Below are 17,849 nucleotides of genomic sequence, written 5' to 3' on the forward strand. Positions count from 1 at the left end.
GTCGAAGTGATCGGTGCGAAGCTATGCGCCGCGGTCGCGGCCGTGTGCCCGGTCGACACGACCGGCCAGAAAGTCGAAGAGCCAGAACAGGATCAGCCCGACCAGCGAGGACAACAGCAGCGCGGTCAGCAGTTGCTCGGTCGCCAGCCGCTGCCGGTAGACGTCGATCATCCGCCCGATGCCCGGCTGCCCCTGCCGGAAGAAGAAGTCCGCGACGATCGAGCCGATGACGGCCATCCCGCCGGAGATCTTGAATCCCGAGATCATCGCCGGAAGCGCCGCCGGCAGTTGCAGTTTCACGAGGCGCTGCCAGCGGTTCGCGCCGTGCAGCGTGAACAGGTCGTGTTCGGCCGCGGCCACAGATTTCAGCCCGAACAGCGTATTCGTGATGACCGGGAACAGCGACACCATCACGCAGACGATGACGCGGCTGCCGAATTCGTATCCGAACCAGAATCCGAACAGCGGCACCACCGCCAGGATCGGAATCGTCTGCAGGATCACCGCATACGGGTACAGCGAATACTCCGCCCACCGCGCCTGGCTCATGACCACCGCGAACGCGATACCCACCACGATCGCGATACCGAGCCCGACCAGCGCGATCTGCACCGTGGACCACAGCGCGCTCACGATCTCGGTGCGGGCCGCCGAATCCAGCAGTCCCTTCGAGAGCACCGTCTCCGGCGGCGGCAGCAGGAACCGCGACTGCTCCGGCAGCAGGTAGTGCCCCGCGATGAACCACGCGATCATCACGATCGCGAACACCACGACGGGCGCGACGATGCGGACCGGCCCGCCCCGCAGGCGCGGAAGTCGTTGCCGCGCAGACACTCGCGCCGTCTCCGGGGCGCCGGTGACCGCCGTCATGCCGCCGTCTCCCGCTCGGCGCCGTGCAACGCGGCGGACACCTCGGCGGCGATCTCACCGAACTCGGCGGTGAATCGGATCTCCGGCTTGCGCGGAAAGTCCAGCGGCACCGGAATTTCGGCGGCCACCCGGCCCGGCCGCCCGGTCAGCACGATCACACGCGTCGACATGAACACCGCCTCGGCGACGGAATGCGTCACGAACACCCCCGCGAAGGCGTCCCGCTGGAACAGGCGGCTCACCTCCTCGTTCAGTCGCTGCCGGGTGATCTCGTCGAGGGCGCCGAACGGCTCGTCGAACAGGAACAGCTCGGGCCGCAGCGTCAGCGCGCGTGCGATCGACGCGCGCATCCGCATACCGCCGGACAACTGGGCGGGTTTGTGTTTCTCGAATCCGGCCAGCCCCACGCGTTCCAGCGCGTCGAGGGCGGCCGCCCGGCGGCTGCGGCGGTCGGCCCCGGACAGTTCGGCCGGCAGTTCGACATTGGCCAGCACGCTGCGCCACGCCAGCAGCGTCGCCTCCTGGAAGATGTAGCCGAGCCGTCCGGTGGCGACGTCGACCGTGCCGGAACTCGGCCGCTCGAATCCCGCGGCCAGCCGCAGCAGGGTCGACTTGCCGCACCCGGAGGGCCCGACCAGCGAGACGAATTCGCCTGGCCGGACCGCGATGTCGACATCCTGTAAAGCGTGGGTGCCGTTCGCGAACGTCAGCCCGACGCGGTGGAAGGTGAGCGACGAGCCGGGAGCCGCGCCCTCAGGGGCGGATTTCGTATACCCTGCCCGCTCCGCGTCCGCGGAGGTGGTCACTGCGGTGCTACTCATACCTAAGAGTTCTATCTGCGGGTCGTTGCCGCGGTCGTTCCGGATGATTAAGCGCTTGTTTCGTATACAATCAATTCACCAACACTCCGTCCCGGGCGACGACGCGCCCGCCTTTCAGCACCAGCCGACGTTCGGGCACGGAAACGACCGCCGCGCCGGGGGTTTCGGCGTCCACGGCGAAGAGATCGGCCGGCGCGCCGACCTCGAGCCCATACCGTTCGAGGCCGAGAACCCGTGCCCCGCCATAGGTTCCGGCGGCCAGCGCGAGTTCGATCTCCGAATCGGCGACCAGCCGGTCCCGGTAGGCGACGGTGTTGATCCGCCGCAGCATGTCACCGTCGCCGTACGGGGTCCACAGATCGCGGATGCCGTCGTTGCCCAGCGCCAGTGCGGCATTCGCCGCGTGCATCATCCGGACCGGGACGACCGGCGCCTCCCCCACCGCGCAGGTCACCATGGCGACACCGGCCTCGGCCAGCGCGTCCGCGACGCGGCGCTGCTCGTCGGCCGGCAGCGTCCCCATGGCGTAGGCGTGACTGATCGCGACCCGTCCGGACAGGCCGGTGGCCCTGGTGCGTTCGATGATCAGATCGAACTCCCAGGCGCCCAGCGGACCGCCGTCGTGCAGGTGGATGTCGACCTTCGCGCCGAACTTCTCGGCCAGCCCGAAAACGATGTCGAGCTGCGCGGCCGGATCGCGGTCGTACCCCGCCGGATCCAGTCCGCCGACCACCTCGACGCCGTCGGCCAGGGCCGCCGCCATCAGGTCGGCGGTCCCCGGACGGGTGATCAGGCCGCCCTGCGGGAACGCGACGAGTTCGACATCGATCCGCCCGGCGTGCCGAGCGGCGGCCGCCCGCACCGCCGCCACGCCGTCCAGCCCGACCTCGGGATCGATATCGACATGACTGCGCACATACGCCGTTCCGCGCCGCGCCATCTCGCCGAGCAGGTTCGCCGCGTACTCGGCGCTGGGCAGACCCAGTTCGGCGCGGCGGCCCTCGCCGTTGGCGATGCGGCCCGCCAGCGTCCGGCCGCCGGTGTTGGGCGTCCACGGACCGCTCCACAGCGTCTTGTCCAGGTGGCAGTGGCTGTCGACGAGGCCCGGAAATACCAGGGCCCCAGCCAGATCGATGACGTCGGCGTCGACGGCCGACAGGCCGGCACCGATCGCCTCGATGCGCCCGTGACGGATCAGAATGTCGGCGATCCCGGTGGGCTGTCCGGGCGTCCAGGGTCGTCCGCCGGTCACCAGCAGGTCGTTCACCGTCATTGCCTCCTTCTGTATACGACCGAAAAATGCAGTAGATTCATGGAATTCGATCCGACCTCGTGGGGGCGATATGAGCGGCACCGTTCGGCGCATGACACCGCAGCAGGTGTGCCGCGCCCTCCGCGACGACATCATCACCGGCGTCTTCGCGCCCGGTCAGCGCCTCACGGAGGACACCCTGGCCGAGCGCTACGGGGTGTCCCGGGTTCCGGTGCGGGAGGCGCTGCGCACCCTGCAGGCCGAGGGATTTGCCTGGTCGCGGCCTTATGCCGGGGTGTTCGTCGCGGAGCTGACCGAGGCGGAGGCCGCCGATCTGCTGGAGATCCGGGCCCAGCTCGAGCCGCTGTGCGCCGCCCGGGCCGCGGTCCGCCACACTCCCGAGCAGCTCGGGCGGCTCAAGGAGCTCACCGCGCTCGGCCAGGACGCGGTCCGCGGGGGCCGTCTCGACGAGGTCACCCGGCTCAACAGCCGCTTCCACGAGGTACTCGCGGAGGCGTCCGGCAGCACCCTGCTCGCCCAGCTGATCACCCAGCTCAGCCAGAAGATCGCCTGGGTGTACGCGGTCGAGTTGCCGCGTCGCGCCGGAGATTCCTGGCACGAACACGAGGACATCTGCGCGGCGCTGGAAGCAGGCGACGCCGAGCGGGCGCGGGCGCTGGTGGCCGACCATATCGCCCACGCCGCCTCGGCGTACCGGCTGCGAGCCCGCCCGGAAGCCGCTGCGACACAGGATGCTTCGTAACACCGGCGAAGCATCCCGCACCCCGGAACGAAACACGCCGGTCGTATACAACTGGTGTCGTAATTCTCTCGGGAGGTATCCATGGCGGATCTGGTCTTGCGCGATGCCCGCATCGCCGACGATGCGGAGCCGGTCGACATCGTCATCACGGACGGCGTCATCACGGCGATCGGGCACGGGCTGCCGGTGTCCGCCGCCGACGAGATCGACTGCGCCGCACGGGTCGTCATCCCCGGCCTGATCGAATCGCATCTGCACCTGGACAAGGCGCTGCTGGATGCCGAGCGCCCGAACCCCACCGGCACCCTCGCGGGGGCGATCGCGGTCACCGCCGAACTCAAGAGCGGATTCACCGTCGACTCCATCCGCGAGCGCGCCCGCCGCGTGCTCGACGCGGCGATCGCCCACGGCACCACGGTGATCCGGGCGCACCCCGATGTCGATCCCATCGTGGGCCTGCACGGCGTGCGGGCGCTGCTGGAACTGCGCGAAGAGTATCGCGAGCGCATCGACCTGCAGATCGTCGCGTTTCCCCAGGAGGGCATCCTCCGCGCGCCCGGCACCCTGAAGTTGCTGCGCGAGAGCCTGCTGTCGGGTGCGGACGTGATCGGCGGCTGCGCCTACAACGAGGCGACGGTCGCCGACTGCCGCCGTCACGTCGACATCGTGTTCGACCTGGCCGCGGAATTCGCTGTGCCCGTGGACATCCACGCGGATTTCGCCGACGACGGCACCGATCCCCGATTCGCCATGGCCGACTACATCGCCGAGGCCACCGAGCGCGCGGGCATGGGCGGGCGAGTGACGCTGGGGCATATGACGTCGCTGGCGGGGCGGACGCCCGAACAGCGCAGCCGCACCCTGGCCCGCCTCGCCGACGCCGGGGTCGCGGTCGTCCCGCTGCCGGCCACCGACATGCACCTGGGCGGGCGCTCCGACACCACCAATGTCCGGCGCGGCATCGCGCCCATCCGCGAGCTGTGGCAGGCCGGTGTGACCACCGCCTACTCCTCCAACAACATTCGCAATGCCTTCACCCCGTACGGTAATGCCGACCTGCTCGACATCGGCCTGTTCCTGGCGCAGACCTGCCACCTCTCCGGCCCGGCGGACATGCTGCGCGTGCTGGATATGGCGACCGGTCAGGCCGCCCGGGTGACCGGCATCGCCGATCGCCACGGCATCCGCGTCGGCGCGACGGCCGATCTGGTGGTGCTGTCCTCTCACCGTGTCGCGGACGTCCTGCTGGACCGTCCCGACCGCTGCTATGTACTCAAGGCGGGCCGAGTCGTGGCCCGCACCACGCGCATTCGCGAACTCGCGTGGGACGAGACGGTCGTCGCTCATGCGGCCCGCTCGTTTCCCTGATGGACCAAGGCGTCGACACGGCGCTTGTAGTCGTTGAATTCCGGTGCGGTCGTGTCGCGTTCGGCGGGCAGGTCGATATCGAGGATCTGCCGAACGTGCCCCGCGTTGCCGTGCGCCGAGCCGCCCGCCATCACCACGACCCGATCCGCGAGGTACACCGCCTCATCGATGCTGTGCGTGATGAACACGACCGTGACACCGGTCTCGCGATGAATCCGTTTCAGCTCGGCCTGCATGGCGGAACGTGTCAGGGCGTCCAATGCCCCGAACGGCTCGTCCATCAGCAGGACCGCGGGCCGGTTCGCCAGGACGCGGGCGATCGCCACCCGCTGCTGCATGCCCCCGGACAGCTGATGCGGGAACGCGTCGCGCATGCGGGCGAGCCCGACCGTCGCCAGGCAGCGTTCGGTGGTCTCGCGGACGTCGGCACGGGTCAGGCGCGCCTGTTTCGGCCCGTACGCGATGTTCTCGGCCACGGTGAGCCACGGGAACAGGCCGTAGTCCTGGAACACGACGCCGCGATCCGGGCCGGGTCCGGTGATCGGCTCGTCACCGACGGTCACCGAACCCGTTGTGGGGGACTCGAATCCGGCGAGTATGCGCAGCAGCGTGGATTTGCCGCCGCCGCTCGCGCCGACGACGCAGACGAATTCGCCGGCGGTGATGTCCAGCCCGATGGCCTCGACGGCGAACCCGTCCGCGCCGGGGTAGCGCTTGCCGAGGCGTTCGATGTGGATGTGGGCCGGGCGGCGCGGACGGCGGCCGGTGGTGTAGATCTTCACGGTGACCTCGTCTTACGTGGCGGCGGGGAGGAGTGGGCGGCGGCGCACGAGCATGCGGACCGCGAGCAGCAGCACGCGGTCGGCGAGGAATCCGGCCAGGCCGATGACGATCATGACCGCGACGATGAGATCGGTGCGGGACTGCTCCCGGGCCTGGGTGATCAGCGCGCCCAATCCGACTCGGATGCCGACGGTTTCGCCGACGACGAGAATCACCCAGGACAGTCCGAGCGCGATCCGCAGGCCGGAGACGATGCCCGGCACCGCGGCCGGGAGCACGACCTTGTACAGCGTCTGCGCCGGTCGGGTGCCGAGCATCGCCGCCGCCTCGAACAGTCGCGGCGGCACGGCCTGCACCCCGGCGATGGTGTTGAGCAGGATCGCGAACACGGCGGCGAGGAACACCAGGAAGATGGTCGACCGGTCGCCGAACCCGATGATCAGCAGCGACAGCGGCGCCCACGCGGTGACCGGAATCGGCCGGATCAGATTGATCGTCGGCTCCACCATCCGGTACACGAGGCGGGAGCGGCCCATGACGATGCCGAGGGGGACGGCGATGAGGGCGGCGAGCGCGAAACCCTGCACCACCCGCACGGTGCTGGCGTACAGATGCAGCCACAGGGTGCCGCTGTAGGTGTCGTCGATGAGGCCGCCGAACCCCAGATCGGCCAGCCGCCGCGCCACCTCGAGCGGCGTGGGCAGGTATCGCATCTGGATGCCCAGCGGCAGTGTCCAGCCGCCGTGTACTCCCCTGTCCCACAACAGGATCAGCAGCGCGGGCACCGGCAGCGCCCACAGCAGGGACAGCGCCCGGGACCGGTAGCGCGCGACCACGCGAGGGGCCTGCTCGGTGGGCGCGGCGGTAGCCGTGCCGGTGCCGGGCTGAGCGGGTGCGTCGGCGCGCGTCATCACGCGCCCGCTGTCTCTACGACGCCGGTGTCGAACACCTTCGTCATATCGGGGGCCTGGGGCAGCTGGTCGAAGGCGACCATCTGCTCGGCCAGCGCCGCCACGCGTTGCCGGTACTCGTCGTCGAGTTCCCAGCGCAGCGTGACATTTCCGACGGAGGTGTCCGCCACGGCGCGGTCGAGGCCGAAGGTGTCGACCAGGCCCTGCGCCCAGGCGTCGTGGTCGGACTTCATGAAGTTCAGCGCCTGGATCAGGCTGTGCACGGTCTGCCGCGCCCGCTCACGATCGCCGGTGAGCAGTTCGCCGCGTGTGCCGAGGACGATGTTGACGCCGCCGATCGCGGTGTCGTACGGCGAGAGTATCTGCCGCGCACCGGCTCTCAGCGCGAGGGAGACGCCGGTCTCGGCGCTGAGGAAGCCGTCGATCTGCCCGGATCGGTAGGCGTTCACCATATCCGAGTAGGCCAGGTTGACCAGCTGCACATCGGTCGCCGGATCGAGTCCGTGCGCGCGCAGCGTCAGCTTCAGCAGGATCTCCTGGGACGAGCCCGCCGGGTATCCGATCTTCTTGCCGCGCAAGTCGTTCGGGGTCGTGATCTCGGGACGGCCGACGAATCCGGAGCCGCCGTTCGCGGCCGAGGCGATGATCCGCACGTCCTGTCCGGCGGCGATGCCCGCCAGCATCGACGGCGCGCCCAGCAGGCCGAAGTCGACGGCGCCGGAGGCGAGGGCGTTCTTGATATCCGGCGAGTTCTCGAACAGGACGATCTCGTAGGTGGTGCCCGCGGGCGCGAATCGCTGCATGAAATACGGTGCGTACAAATGCGGTTGACCGCGCAGGGTGCCGATGCGGATGGCGTGCGGATCCGAGCCGCCGACACTGTCGGGAGTGGAGATACAGGCGGTGAGCCCGGCGAGCGTCACCACGGCGAACACGGCCGCGAGCAGGGCACGGAGGGGGCGTTTCATGAGGGTTCCTTACTGGACTGCGTTGCCTCGGCCAGGACAGCGGCGCTGCTGCTCGCCAGGCGGATCAGGGAGCGGTCGGTGCCGCGCGGGCCGACCAGGCACAGTCCGGCGGGGGCGCCGCCGATCCGGCCCACCGGCACGGTGACCGCGGGCAGGCCCGCGATCGAGGCCAGGCAGGTCAGCCGGAGCGTGTGGGCACGGGCGGCCTCCCGATCCGCGACGGCGATCGCGCGGTGCGGCGGCGGGGCGGCGGTGCTGGGCAGCACCAGGACTCGCCGGGCGAGCACCTCCCGGATCTGTGCGGCCGCGTCGGCGAGCACGCTCCGCGCGGCCGTGGCGGCCGCCTCCCGGACGGTGGCGGCGTAGGCGAATCGCCCGGCGACCTCGGCCTCCAGAGCGCCGGGGTGGGCGCTGATCCAGGGACCGTGCTGCGCCCACGCCTCGAAGGCCTGGACCGTGCGGAACGCCTCGTACCACGTGTCGAGGTCCGCGCCGAGATCGACAGGTTCGGCACCGAGCGCCAGGCCGGCGGATCGGGCGGCCGCCACGATGCCGGGCTCGGCCACGGCGCACACGTACGGCTCGATGACGAACCGATCCGGCACCGAATCCGTTCCGGGAATGAGGCATTCGGCCACAGCGGCCAAGGTTTGCGCGTCGCGGGTCAGCCAGCCGACGGTGTCGAAGGACGGGGCCAGCGGCAGCAGTCCGCGCGTGTCGACGCGGCCGTGGCTGGTGCGAATGCCCCAGAGTCCCTGATACGCGCCGGGCACCCGGATCGACCCCGCGGTGTCGGTGCCGAGTCCGACCGTGACCTCCCCGCGGGCCACCGCGACCGCGGGACCGCTCGACGACCCGCCCGGAACTCGGTCGGGCGCAGCGGGATTGACCGGCATGCCGAAGCGTCCGTTGCCGCCGCTGATGCTGTAGGCGAATTCGTCGGTCTGCGCGATTCCGGTGATCTCGGCGCCGGCCTCCAGCAGCGCCGTCACCGCGGCCGCGTGCCGCGGCTCCGGCTCGTCGTGCTCCGGATAGGACCGCACCCCGGCCCCGATGGCGAATCCGGCCACCGCGTACAGATCCTTCACCGCCACGGTGTGACCGGAGAGCACGCCGGATCCGGTGGCGGGCACCAGCGGAGCGCCGCGCGCCCGCCACACCGTGGCATCGATCGTCATCGGGCTCGCTCCAGGATGTAGCGGGCGAAGCCGGTGGCCGCCGGGCCGTCGAAGTCGGCGACGCGCACCTCGCCGTGCACGCCGCGAACCAGGTCCACGGCCTGCGAGACGGTGAAATCCGCCGCGGCGCTGAGATATAGGTACGCCTGCCGCGGATCGGCGTCGAACAGCGCGACGACCAGCTCGATCGCATTGCGCACGCACAGGCCGAGCGCCGCGTTCAGATCGGCGTCCAATCCCGTCGGAATCACCAGCCCGTGCCCGGCCGCGAACGGGCCCACGGCACGGCTCAGTCCGCTGACCTGTTCGGCCGCAACGACATCGAGGGTCAGCGTGGCGCGCAGCGGCGCCTCGAACGCGGTCAGCGCCACCTCGCCGTCGCCCTGGGCGAAGTGCGGATCGCCGATATAGAACAGCGCGTCGGGAACCTGTACCGGCAGAAAGAGAGTCGCGCCCGGAGTGAGCAGCCGGATATCGATGTTCCCGCCGTGCGGTCCGGGCGGCGTCGAATCGAGCCGCGATGTGGTGTCGGTGGCCACGCCCATGATCCCGAGGAACGGCGCCAGGGGAAACCGGGCCCCGGCGGGCCGGTCGTGACGAATCGGCATGGCGCCGAACCAGTCTCCGTCCCGCTCGTGCACCGTGCAGAACTGGCCGTAGGAACCGTCGAAGTCGGGATCTCCGGCCAGCACGCCCCGGCCGTGCCGCGTCGACACGACGCCGTAGGGCGCGCGCATCACCAGATCGTCGACCCGGACCGCGAGCAGATCGCCCGGACGGGCCCCGGCGATCGCGATCGGGCCGGTCACGATGTGGGGTCCGGCGCCGGCCTCGCGCGTCCGGGTCGCGGTCACCTCGACGGCGTCGGCCAGCACCTGATCGCGCGCCACCCCGTGGCGGCCGAAGTAGGCCACCGGATCCGAGCCCTGATCCGCCAGAATCCCCTCGTGGCTCACGGTGTCGACCACCACGGTCGTCCCCGGCGCGACCGTGGCGACCGGCGAGTCACCCGCACAGGGCACCCGGCCCCACAGCACCCGCCCCGGATCCGCCGGGACGTACACCGCGTTACCGCCGACCCCGTCACCCTGCTGCAACACCGGAAATGCCGCCGGACGTTCCTGAACACTCGACGTCACCCTCGCACCTTCCGCCACCCGAACCAGATTGGTCGGACCATTCGACAGCCTGACAGTAAGTCGCCGACGGGGTCGGCGCGATCCGAGCCGGGGAACGTAACCAGCGCTTTACGACCGCGAAATACCAGCCCGTGAACAGTACGAACGTGTGAACTTCACCAGCGCGACGCCGCCGTGGCCGGGCCGGCGCTCGGACGCCCGCGATATTCTTCAGGCAACCGGCTTCGCATTGGTCGGACCACAGGCGAAAGGGACTGCGCGCGATGACCGCATCGATTCCACCGCTGCGCCGCTCGCACAGCGTGAGCGCGGAGGTGGCGGCCCATCTGGAGCGGCTGATCATCACCGGCGAACTCCGCGCCGGCGATCGGCTGCCCCCGGAACGCGAACTCGCCGCGCGCATGAACGTCTCCCGCTCGTCCCTGCGCCAGGCCATGTTCGAACTGGAGTCGAAGAAGCTCATCGAGCGGCGGCAGGGCCGCGGCAGCACCGTCACCGACATCTCCACCAGCGCAGCCGAATTGCACGACAGCCTCGGGGCGCTCGATATCGAACTCGGTCATGCCACCGAGCTGCGCGATCTGGTCGAGCCGCGGATCGCCCAGCTGGCGGCGCTGCGTGCCGTGGAGTCGAATCTGTTGTCGCTGAACGAGGTTCTGACCCGCTCCGACGAAACCCTCTCCCCTGCCGACTCCATGCGGCTGGACATCGAATTCCACACCCTGCTCGCCCACGCGGCCCAGAACCCGCTGCTGGTGACGCTGTGCACCAAGACCACCGACTGGACCGAGCGCACCCGAATCCTCTCGCACCGCTCCCGCCTGGGCCGCCGCATCTCGATCGAGGGCCACCGCCTCATCCTCGACGCGGTCACCGCTCACGACGGCCCAGGCGCGGCCGCGGCCATGGAACGACATCTACGGGAAGTCCGCGAGGTCAGCACCCCACCCCGCTGACGGCCTACGTCATGTTCGCCTCAGTATTGCCGGATCGACCGAAAAACCTGCCGGAAAACAAAACATCAGAGGCGGAAAACAAAACTCGGTCACCGAATCGAGAGCACCGGATATCCCCAGGGCCAGGAAGGTTTCGGCGATCGACCGGAGCCCCTTTCCGGCCTACAGTGCCCGGCACGACCTCGATGGAAGGACGCCGATGGCGACCGAACTCTGTCTTCCCGTCACGTATCTGGTGGGAAGCGCCAATGCAGCGACACGACGTGCGGCCATGGAGAAATTCGAAACCCTCTGGAAATACCTGCCGTCCTTCCCGGAAGGCGATACCCCGTTTCCCGGCTGGATCATGCCGCGATTGCGTGCCACGTTCGCACTGCCCGGAATGACGAAAGTCGGTGCAGGGAACATCGAACTGGCGTACGACGGCATGCCGACCTACGAATACCGGGGCGATCGGGAACTGGTGATCCCGCCGGTGCTGCTGGGATATTTCGATCAGGCGGAGGCGGCCAAGCCGATCCTGGACGCCATGATCGAACGGCACGGCACCGCGAAGCCCTACCAGGCGAATATCATCGACCCGTTCGACCACGCCTTCTTCGCACTCGGCGCCGAGGGCATCACCAGGCATTACGAGTCGTTCCGCGCCCCGGCGCTGGCCGAGATCTCGGCAATACACGCGCTGTTCGGCGGCGACGTCGTCTTCCAACTGGAAAGTCCCGCACGGATGGTGGCGCTGGAAAGCATCGCCTCGGACTCGGAGCGTGCGGCGCGGGCGGCCGAGATGGGTTCGGATATAGCGGAATTCGTGCGCCGGATGCCCGAGGGCGCACAGGTGACGATGCACATCTGCCGTGGCGACTGGGAGCACACCACCTGGTCGAAACGCATCGACGGTTACGAACCCCTCGTCCTACTGGCCAACGAGATCGTCGCGGCGTGGCCCTCCGGCAGGGTGCTGCGGGGCATTCACATTCCGCTCGCCGGCGCGGACGTATTGCCCATCGCCGACGAGGCGGACGCCGAAATCTACCGGCCACTGGAACAATTGACGACCGAGGTACCGGTCTATGCGGGAATCGTCCACGAACAGGCGACGCCGGAGCGCATTCTCACGGCGCTGGCGCACGCTCGCCGTTACTACCCACAGCCGTTCGGCGGGCTGGGAACGTCGTGCGGTATGGCTCGGATGAGCGAACCGGAAATGGATCGGGCGCTGGGGTTGCTCGCGGAATTGGCGGCCAGGGTCGGCACAGCGGAACCCGCTGCCCTGCCCGGGTGATCCACGGCCGCTCCCCCGCGCTCCGATCGATCACTCCGGTTGTTACGCAGCGGGTTTCAAATGCACCGGCAGCAGCAGGGGACCCGAGGTGAGGAACTGCGGAGGATACGGCAGCTCGGCGGGATCGCTCGCGATGCTCAGTCCGGGATATCGGGTGAACAAGGTGGACAACGCGATCCGGGCTTCCAGCCGGGCCAGCGGCGCGCCGAGGCACACGTGCGGGCCGCGGCCGAACGCCAGCTGGTCGCGGTGGTCGTGGTCGATGTCGAAGACATCGGCGTCGGGATGACGTTCCGGATCGCGGCCGACGCCGCCGTACCAGGTCACGATCGCACCGGCGGGAATGTCGGTACCGGCAATGGTGATGTCCCGCAGCGGGAATCGCAGATTCACGGTGAACACCGACGAGCAGTAGCGCAGCGCCTCCTCCACGACGTCGGCCCATCGGTCCTGCGTGCGCGCCTTGTCGAGTTGAGCGGGATGGGCGCACAGCGTGATGATCGCGTTACCCAGCAGGTGCACGGTCGTCTCGTGCCCGGCCGCGATCGCCAGCCACAGCATGCTCACCAATTCCTCGGTGCTGAGGCCGCTGTCGTCGCCGGCCAGTGCGCTGGTCAGGTCGTCACCGGGCGCCCGGCGTGTGCGTTCGATCAATTCCGCCAGGTACCCGGTCATGTCCTGCATGGCGGCCTGCATCTGTTCGGCGGTGCTCGTATGCGATACCAGGGTGCTGGTCCAGTCCCGCATCGGCTCCTGCTCGTCGCCGGGAACGCCGAACAGCTCGCAGATCACCCGCACCGGCAGCGGGGTGGTGAAGGCGGAGACGAGATCGACCGGGTCGCCGCCGTCCGGGAAGGCGTCCACGAGTTCGGTGGTGATCTGTTGTATCCGCGGTTCCAGAGCGGCGACCCGGGCAGGCGTGAACGCCTTGCTGATGGTTCGGCGCAGGCGCCGGTGCTCGTCACCGTCCTGGTTGAGCATGTGCTCCATCTGAGTGAGCGCCCGCATCGGCCAATCCGCCGGAATGCTGCCGTCGTGCAGCGCCGGGCAACTCCTGGCGTTGTGGCTGATCGACGTTCCGTCGCCCGCCAGCAGCTCGGTCACGGCGCGGTGACTCACCGCCGCCCACGCCCCGACACCGCCGGGGAGTTCGATGGGAACGATGTCGCCGCGCCGGCGCATCCGCTCGTAGGTCCGCAGAACGGTTTCGCCGGGGGTGGGCAACTGGATGACGGGCTGGGTCATGTCGGCTCCGGGGGTGTGATCGAAGGATGTCACGCACGGCCGGTGAGCGGGTGCGTGTGCGCCAGTGTCGGTCGCCGTCCGTCCGGCTACCGGTGGAAGCCGGATACTGTGCCCGCCAACGAAAATCCGGTGCATGAGAACAAACTTGCGGTTAAGGTGTCACCCTCCCCCCGAGCCTCCGAGGCGCCGAGATGAAGTTCCACAGCCTGGCGATCGCCGATGTCAACATCTGGACCGAAGTCGCCAACGACATCGTTCCCATGGCGCACCGCTACCGAGAACCCGAGCGCTGGCGTGCCGACATGACCGTGCAGGAGACGGATTCCTACAGCCTGCTGCACTGGGACCAGATCGGGGACCGGCTGGCGTTCCGTACCCCGTCGCATATCCGCCGGGCGTCGGCCGAACACTTCTATTGGGTCGTCGTACCGCAGCGCGGCGCCTTCGCCGCCGCCGACGCGGACGGGGTGACGTGTATCGCGCCGGGCCGCGCGGTCGTGCTCGCGCTGGATCGCGAGTGCCGCTTGCACATTCCCGGCTCGGCGGCCTTCGGATTCCAGGTGCCGCGTTCGGAATTCGATCATCGGTCACCACTCCCGGACACCCGCCGGCCCGAACTCCCGCTCGATTCCGGTCTCGGCCGCATCGCCGTGAGCATGATGCGCAGCCTGCATGCCGAGCAGTCCGCCATGACCGGCCCGGAATTCGACGCGGTGTGCGACCGGATCACCGAATTGCTGTGCCTGATCATGGCGGGCGACTTCACCCCACAGCACGCGCAGCTGTCGGACATCGCGCAGGCCGTCCGCCGATATGTGCGCCGGAACATCGGCACCTCCGACATCCGGCTGCCCGCGGTGGCACAGGCGCTCGGCTGGTCGCCTCGGCAGGTGCGTTCCGCCCTGCACCATGCGGGCACCACCTATCGCGCGGTGCGCCAGGACGAGGCTCTGCGCGCCGCCCGCGGCATGCTCGAGGATCCGGCACACACGCTGTCGGTAGCCGAGATCGCTGCCCGCACCGGACTCACCGGCACCTGGTTCGCCACCGCGTTCAAGCAGCGCTATGGCGAGACTCCGCGCGAGTTTCGCAAACGAAAGGCAGCGGAGGCGCGGAGTCCCTCAGCCGGACCGTGATCCGGATGCCCGCCGGGCTCGGCGGGCGAGAGCGCGCAGGCGAGCCCAGTCCATCTCGGGAGTGGAGCGGGGTGTGCCCGGCCTGGTCCGGGGGACGCGGACGCGCAGGGCCGCCGGTGCGATGGTGCAGCGCACCGGCGTGGAGAGCAGCAGGGATTCGCCGTCGACGCCCACGGGAATCGCGTCGGCGTCGGCGTCGACGACGACCTCGTCGCTGGTCTGCCGGACGAGCCCGCGAACGCGGCCGGGCCGCATCAGGCCGACGGCGGCGCGGGCCGTGGCGACCGACAGCACCACCACCCCGAGCATGCCGCGGTCCATGCGCTCCCGGCGGCCCAGACCGGCGAGATCGCCTGCGCCGTAAGGATTGTTGCTGACCAGTACCGCCTGCGGCCCCTCGACGACCGTCTCGCCGATGCGCACGGCGAGGTGCGCGCCGGTGTGCCCGGCGAGCAGATCCGGGAGCATCTGCAGCGCCGTCGCGGCCTTGTCGTCGCGGTACGCAGGACTGCGGACCAGTTCGGCGTAGACACCGAACGAGGCGTTGTTGACGAACGGCCGGTCGTTGACGATCCCCAGATCCAGTCGCAGCTCGACGCCGTCGGTCAGAGCGTCGAGCGAGGCGGCGGGATCGTCCCGATCGAGACCGAGATCCATGGCGAAGTGATTGCGGGTACCCGCGCTGATCACGAGGAACGGCACGCCGGACGCGGCGGCCACACCGGCCACCAGGCCCTGGGTTCCGTCGCCGCCCGCCACCCCGAGCAGATCGGCGCCCCGCGCGACCGCGTCGCGGGCGACGGCCACCACGTCGACGGGCTCCGGCCCCTCCACCAGCAGCACCTCGGCCCCCAGGTCCAATGCCTTGCGCCGCAGATCGAATCGCTCGACCTTGCCGCCACCCGACCGCGGATTCATGATCAGGAACGGCCGCGCCGGCGGTGGCGTCACGTGCTCGGGCATGCCGCCGGCCGCCGGGTCGCGCAGCGCGGCGTGCGTGCAGATCAGCGCGAGCGCCGCGAACCCGCACGACAGCAGCACCACCCACAGCAGGTGGGTGCGAATGAACAGCGCGAACACCACGATCGGCACCACGATCGCCGCCCCCGCCGCGACGGCCCGGACCACCCCGCGCCGCGCCAGCAACCAGTACAGGGACGCGACGGTCAGCACCGCCCCGCCCGTCGCGACCACGAGCAGGCCGACGGACCCGGCCACTCCGGCCGCGGCGACGGGGACGAGCAGCGCACCGGCGAGACAGGTGAAAGCCGCGCGTGCGGCCCACCGGGGCCCGCGCGAATCGGCCGCCGTGTCATGGGTATTCACGAGGCACCTCGTTCCGGGGGATGGTCGTGGGCGCGGAAATCGGCGACGGCGGCGTCGAGGGTGGGATAGAAGCGGGTGGCGTCGAAGCGTTCGCCGACCTCGTACCGGGCGAACCGATCCTTGATCGGTCCCTTCATCTCGGCGAAGACGAGGCGCACCCCTTTGCTCGCCAGATAGTGGTCGAGGTCGACGAGTTCGTCGACGGCGGTGGTGTCCAGCCCGGTGATCGGCTCGGCGGCGACGACAACCCATTCGACCGGTGTCGGCGCGCGGGCGACCAGTTGCCGGACGTACCCGTCGAGCATCTCGCCGTTGGCGAAGAACAGCGGGGCATCGAAACGCACGATGACCAGGCCGGGAATGCGACGGCCGTCCGGATGGCGTTCGACGTCGTGATAGCCGTAGGGGTCGTCCGTGGCGACCAGCTCGGTGCGGTACGGCTGCCAGGCGCGCACGACCACCGCCGCGAACGACAGCCCGATCGCGACGAGAATGCCCTGGAGCACGCCGACGAAGACGACGCCGAGAAACGCCGCGGCGGCGAGACCGAATTCCACGCCGCTCATGCGCCGCAGCCGGATCATTCCGCGGACGTCGACGAGGGCGGTGGCCGCGACGATGACCACGGCCGCCAACGCGCTGTCGGGAAGGTAGGCGGTGACGCCGGGGGCGACGAGTACGAACGCCAGGACCGCCAGCGCACCTACCACACCGGCGAGTTGGGTGTGCGCGCCGTTCTGCTCGGCCACCGGCGTGCGAGAACCGCTGGCCGACACCGGAAAACCACCGAACAGCCCGCCCGCGATATTGGCCGCGCCGATGGCCTTCATCTCGGTGCTGCCGTTCACGTCGTGGCCGTGCCGGGCGGCGAAGGTACGGGAGAGCACGCCGGTGTCGGCGAACGCGATGAGCGCGATCCCCGCGGCCGGCCCGATCAGGTGTGTCACATCGTCCCAGCCGACACCGCCGATCGACGGCGGCGGCAGTCCCTCCGGCAACGCGCCGACCATGCCGATCTCATCGGTCAGCCCGAGTGCCGCGGACAGGACGATCGCGGCCACCACGGCGACCAGCACGCCGGGAACGGCGGGCCACCACCGCCGGAACGTGACGATGACCGCGATCGCACCGGCGCCGAGCCCGGCCGCGACGGGATCGGCCTCGCCCGCGAACAGCGCCCGCACGGTGTCGGCGAACTCCTCGAGGACCCCGGAGGCGTCGACGGAGACGCCGAGCAGTTTGGGCAGCTGTCCGATGACGACGATGAGCGCGATCGCGTTCAGATATCCGAGCCGGATGGGTTTGGACAGCAGATCGGTGAAGAACCCCAGGCGCAGGAAACCGGCGATCACCAGGATGAGCCCGACCAATACTCCGAGGACACCCGCAAAGGCGAGTCGTCCTTCGACGTCACCCGCCGCAGCCAGCGGCACCACGGCGGCGGCGATGAGCGGAGCCAGCGAGGAATCCGGACCCAGCACCAGAATTCGCGACGGCCCCACCACCGCGTAGGTGAGCAGCGGGACGATGGTGGCGTACAGACCGGCATACGCGGGCAGCCCGGCCGCCTCGGCGTACCCCATACCCGCGGGAATCAGCAACGCGGTCAGCACCAGTCCGGCGGTCACGTCGGCACGCAACCATTGCCGCTGATATCCGAGGACGGTCGCGATACCCGGTAATCGGTCCAAGCCGAACAATCTGCTCATCAATCGGCCTCTCCCTGTTCAGAGATCCTGGCCGACGACAATCCGTGGCCACTAGGGACCAAGTACTCCAAACCGCATGCGCTGCACTGGTCCGTGTCCTACGGCCCGTAGGCTTCGAATGGAACCGACCGCACGAGGGAGG

General features: G+C 69.6%; 16 protein-coding genes. 5 read left to right on the forward strand and 11 right to left on the reverse strand.

What is annotated here, in order from left to right:
- Nucleotides 1–21 precede the first annotated feature (21 nt).
- The 3 genes from ON41_RS36115 to ON41_RS36125 all read right to left on the reverse strand — a co-directional run bounded on the left by ON41_RS36115 (nt 22) and on the right by ON41_RS36125 (nt 2,964).
- The gene (locus ON41_RS36115; RefSeq protein ID WP_040753352.1) at nt 22–870 is read right to left on the reverse strand and encodes an ABC transporter permease; all 849 of its coding nucleotides are present in this window, start codon (nt 868–870) and stop codon (nt 22–24) included.
- Complete coding sequence (locus ON41_RS36120; RefSeq protein WP_051163290.1) at nt 867–1,691, reverse strand: ABC transporter ATP-binding protein; 825 nt, start codon at nt 1,689–1,691, stop codon at nt 867–869. The genes ON41_RS36115 and ON41_RS36120 overlap by 4 nt, the downstream gene beginning before the upstream one ends.
- A gap of 70 nt (nt 1,692–1,761) precedes the next feature.
- Entirely contained in the window at nt 1,762–2,964 is a 1,203-nt protein-coding gene (locus tag ON41_RS36125; protein ID WP_040753355.1) for an amidohydrolase, read from the reverse strand.
- A gap of 91 nt (nt 2,965–3,055) precedes the next feature.
- Between ON41_RS36125 and ON41_RS36130 the strand changes: the two genes are divergently transcribed.
- Nucleotides 3,056–3,706: a GntR family transcriptional regulator gene (locus ON41_RS36130; RefSeq protein ID WP_040753769.1), complete on the forward strand. Its 651-nt coding sequence runs from the start codon at nt 3,056–3,058 to the stop codon at nt 3,704–3,706.
- An 81-nt stretch (nt 3,707–3,787) separates the two neighbouring features.
- Entirely contained in the window at nt 3,788–5,074 is a 1,287-nt protein-coding gene (locus tag ON41_RS36135; protein WP_051163293.1) for an amidohydrolase family protein, read from the forward strand.
- On the opposite strand, the gene ON41_RS36140 is transcribed toward ON41_RS36135, so the two are convergent.
- From ON41_RS36140 to ON41_RS36160, 5 genes are read right to left on the reverse strand one after another with little or no spacing between them, the layout of a single operon-like run.
- Nucleotides 5,050–5,856: an ABC transporter ATP-binding protein gene (locus tag ON41_RS36140; RefSeq protein WP_040753358.1), complete on the reverse strand. Its 807-nt coding sequence runs from the start codon at nt 5,854–5,856 to the stop codon at nt 5,050–5,052. The genes ON41_RS36135 and ON41_RS36140 overlap by 25 nt on opposite strands.
- 12 nt (nt 5,857–5,868) lie before the next feature.
- On the reverse strand, nt 5,869–6,768 hold the full coding sequence (locus ON41_RS36145) for an ABC transporter permease (RefSeq protein WP_083905882.1): 900 nt from the start codon (nt 6,766–6,768) through the stop codon (nt 5,869–5,871).
- Entirely contained in the window at nt 6,768–7,736 is a 969-nt protein-coding gene (locus tag ON41_RS36150; RefSeq protein ID WP_051163295.1) for an ABC transporter substrate-binding protein, read from the reverse strand. Before ON41_RS36150 ends, ON41_RS36145 begins: the two co-directional genes overlap by 1 nt.
- Entirely contained in the window at nt 7,733–8,914 is a 1,182-nt protein-coding gene (locus ON41_RS36155) for an amidase family protein (protein WP_051163297.1), read from the reverse strand. The genes ON41_RS36150 and ON41_RS36155 overlap by 4 nt, the downstream gene beginning before the upstream one ends.
- A complete protein-coding gene (locus ON41_RS36160; protein ID WP_063710011.1) occupies nt 8,911–10,053 on the reverse strand; it encodes an acetamidase/formamidase family protein in 1,143 nt (380 codons plus the stop codon). Before ON41_RS36160 ends, ON41_RS36155 begins: the two co-directional genes overlap by 4 nt.
- Before the next feature lie 263 nt (nt 10,054–10,316).
- Here ON41_RS36160 and ON41_RS36165 point away from each other — a divergent pair, with 263 nt between their 5' ends.
- Both ON41_RS36165 and ON41_RS36170 read left to right on the forward strand, forming a co-directional pair.
- On the forward strand, nt 10,317–11,009 hold the full coding sequence (locus ON41_RS36165) for a FadR/GntR family transcriptional regulator (protein WP_040753360.1): 693 nt from the start codon (nt 10,317–10,319) through the stop codon (nt 11,007–11,009).
- 271 nt (nt 11,010–11,280) lie between these two features.
- Nucleotides 11,281–12,291 carry a uroporphyrinogen decarboxylase/cobalamine-independent methonine synthase family protein gene (locus ON41_RS36170; RefSeq protein ID WP_040753362.1) on the forward strand — a complete coding sequence of 337 codons (1,011 nt, stop codon included), beginning with the start codon at nt 11,281–11,283 and terminating at the stop codon, nt 12,289–12,291.
- Between the two features lie 42 nt (nt 12,292–12,333).
- On the opposite strand, the gene ON41_RS36175 is transcribed toward ON41_RS36170, so the two are convergent.
- Nucleotides 12,334–13,536 carry a cytochrome P450 family protein gene (locus tag ON41_RS36175; RefSeq protein WP_051163299.1) on the reverse strand — a complete coding sequence of 401 codons (1,203 nt, stop codon included), beginning with the start codon at nt 13,534–13,536 and terminating at the stop codon, nt 12,334–12,336.
- A 191-nt stretch (nt 13,537–13,727) separates the two neighbouring features.
- Here ON41_RS36175 and ON41_RS39530 point away from each other — a divergent pair, with 191 nt between their 5' ends.
- Nucleotides 13,728–14,672 (forward strand): helix-turn-helix transcriptional regulator, encoded by a 945-nt coding sequence (locus ON41_RS39530; RefSeq protein WP_051163300.1) that lies wholly within the window; start codon nt 13,728–13,730, stop codon nt 14,670–14,672.
- Here the strand turns inward: ON41_RS39530 and ON41_RS36185 are convergent.
- Both ON41_RS36185 and ON41_RS36190 read right to left on the reverse strand, forming a co-directional pair.
- Nucleotides 14,658–15,998: a diacylglycerol/lipid kinase family protein gene (locus ON41_RS36185; protein WP_040753365.1), complete on the reverse strand. Its 1,341-nt coding sequence runs from the start codon at nt 15,996–15,998 to the stop codon at nt 14,658–14,660. The two genes, ON41_RS39530 and ON41_RS36185, sit on opposite strands and share 15 nt — an antisense overlap.
- On the reverse strand, nt 15,995–17,707 hold the full coding sequence (locus ON41_RS36190) for a SulP family inorganic anion transporter (protein ID WP_040753367.1): 1,713 nt from the start codon (nt 17,705–17,707) through the stop codon (nt 15,995–15,997). Before ON41_RS36190 ends, ON41_RS36185 begins: the two co-directional genes overlap by 4 nt.
- Between the last annotated feature and the right edge of the window lie 142 nt (nt 17,708–17,849).

This window comes from Nocardia transvalensis NBRC 15921 (genome assembly GCF_000308875.1).
Taxonomy (GTDB): domain Bacteria; phylum Actinomycetota; class Actinomycetes; order Mycobacteriales; family Mycobacteriaceae; genus Nocardia; species Nocardia transvalensis.

Excerpts from the sequence above, each read along its gene's own strand:
- ON41_RS36115 (WP_040753352.1), bottom strand. The coding sequence starts at position 870 with ATGACGGCGGTCACCGGCGCCCCGGAGACGGCGCGAGTGTCTGCGCGG.
- ON41_RS36120 (WP_051163290.1), bottom strand. The coding sequence starts at position 1,691 with ATGAGTAGCACCGCAGTGACCACCTCCGCGGACGCGGAGCGGGCAGGG.
- ON41_RS36125 (WP_040753355.1), bottom strand. The coding sequence starts at position 2,964 with ATGACGGTGAACGACCTGCTGGTGACCGGCGGACGACCCTGGACGCCC.
- ON41_RS36130 (WP_040753769.1), top strand. The coding sequence starts at position 3,056 with ATGACACCGCAGCAGGTGTGCCGCGCCCTCCGCGACGACATCATCACC.
- ON41_RS36135 (WP_051163293.1), top strand. The coding sequence starts at position 3,788 with ATGGCGGATCTGGTCTTGCGCGATGCCCGCATCGCCGACGATGCGGAG.
- ON41_RS36145 (WP_083905882.1), bottom strand. The coding sequence starts at position 6,768 with ATGACGCGCGCCGACGCACCCGCTCAGCCCGGCACCGGCACGGCTACC.
- ON41_RS36150 (WP_051163295.1), bottom strand. The coding sequence starts at position 7,736 with ATGAAACGCCCCCTCCGTGCCCTGCTCGCGGCCGTGTTCGCCGTGGTG.
- ON41_RS36155 (WP_051163297.1), bottom strand. The coding sequence starts at position 8,914 with ATGACGATCGATGCCACGGTGTGGCGGGCGCGCGGCGCTCCGCTGGTG.
- ON41_RS36165 (WP_040753360.1), top strand. The coding sequence starts at position 10,317 with ATGACCGCATCGATTCCACCGCTGCGCCGCTCGCACAGCGTGAGCGCG.
- ON41_RS36170 (WP_040753362.1), top strand. The coding sequence starts at position 11,281 with ATGGAGAAATTCGAAACCCTCTGGAAATACCTGCCGTCCTTCCCGGAA.
- ON41_RS36175 (WP_051163299.1), bottom strand. The coding sequence starts at position 13,536 with ATGACCCAGCCCGTCATCCAGTTGCCCACCCCCGGCGAAACCGTTCTG.
- ON41_RS39530 (WP_051163300.1), top strand. The coding sequence starts at position 13,728 with ATGAAGTTCCACAGCCTGGCGATCGCCGATGTCAACATCTGGACCGAA.
- ON41_RS36190 (WP_040753367.1), bottom strand. The coding sequence starts at position 17,707 with ATGAGCAGATTGTTCGGCTTGGACCGATTACCGGGTATCGCGACCGTC.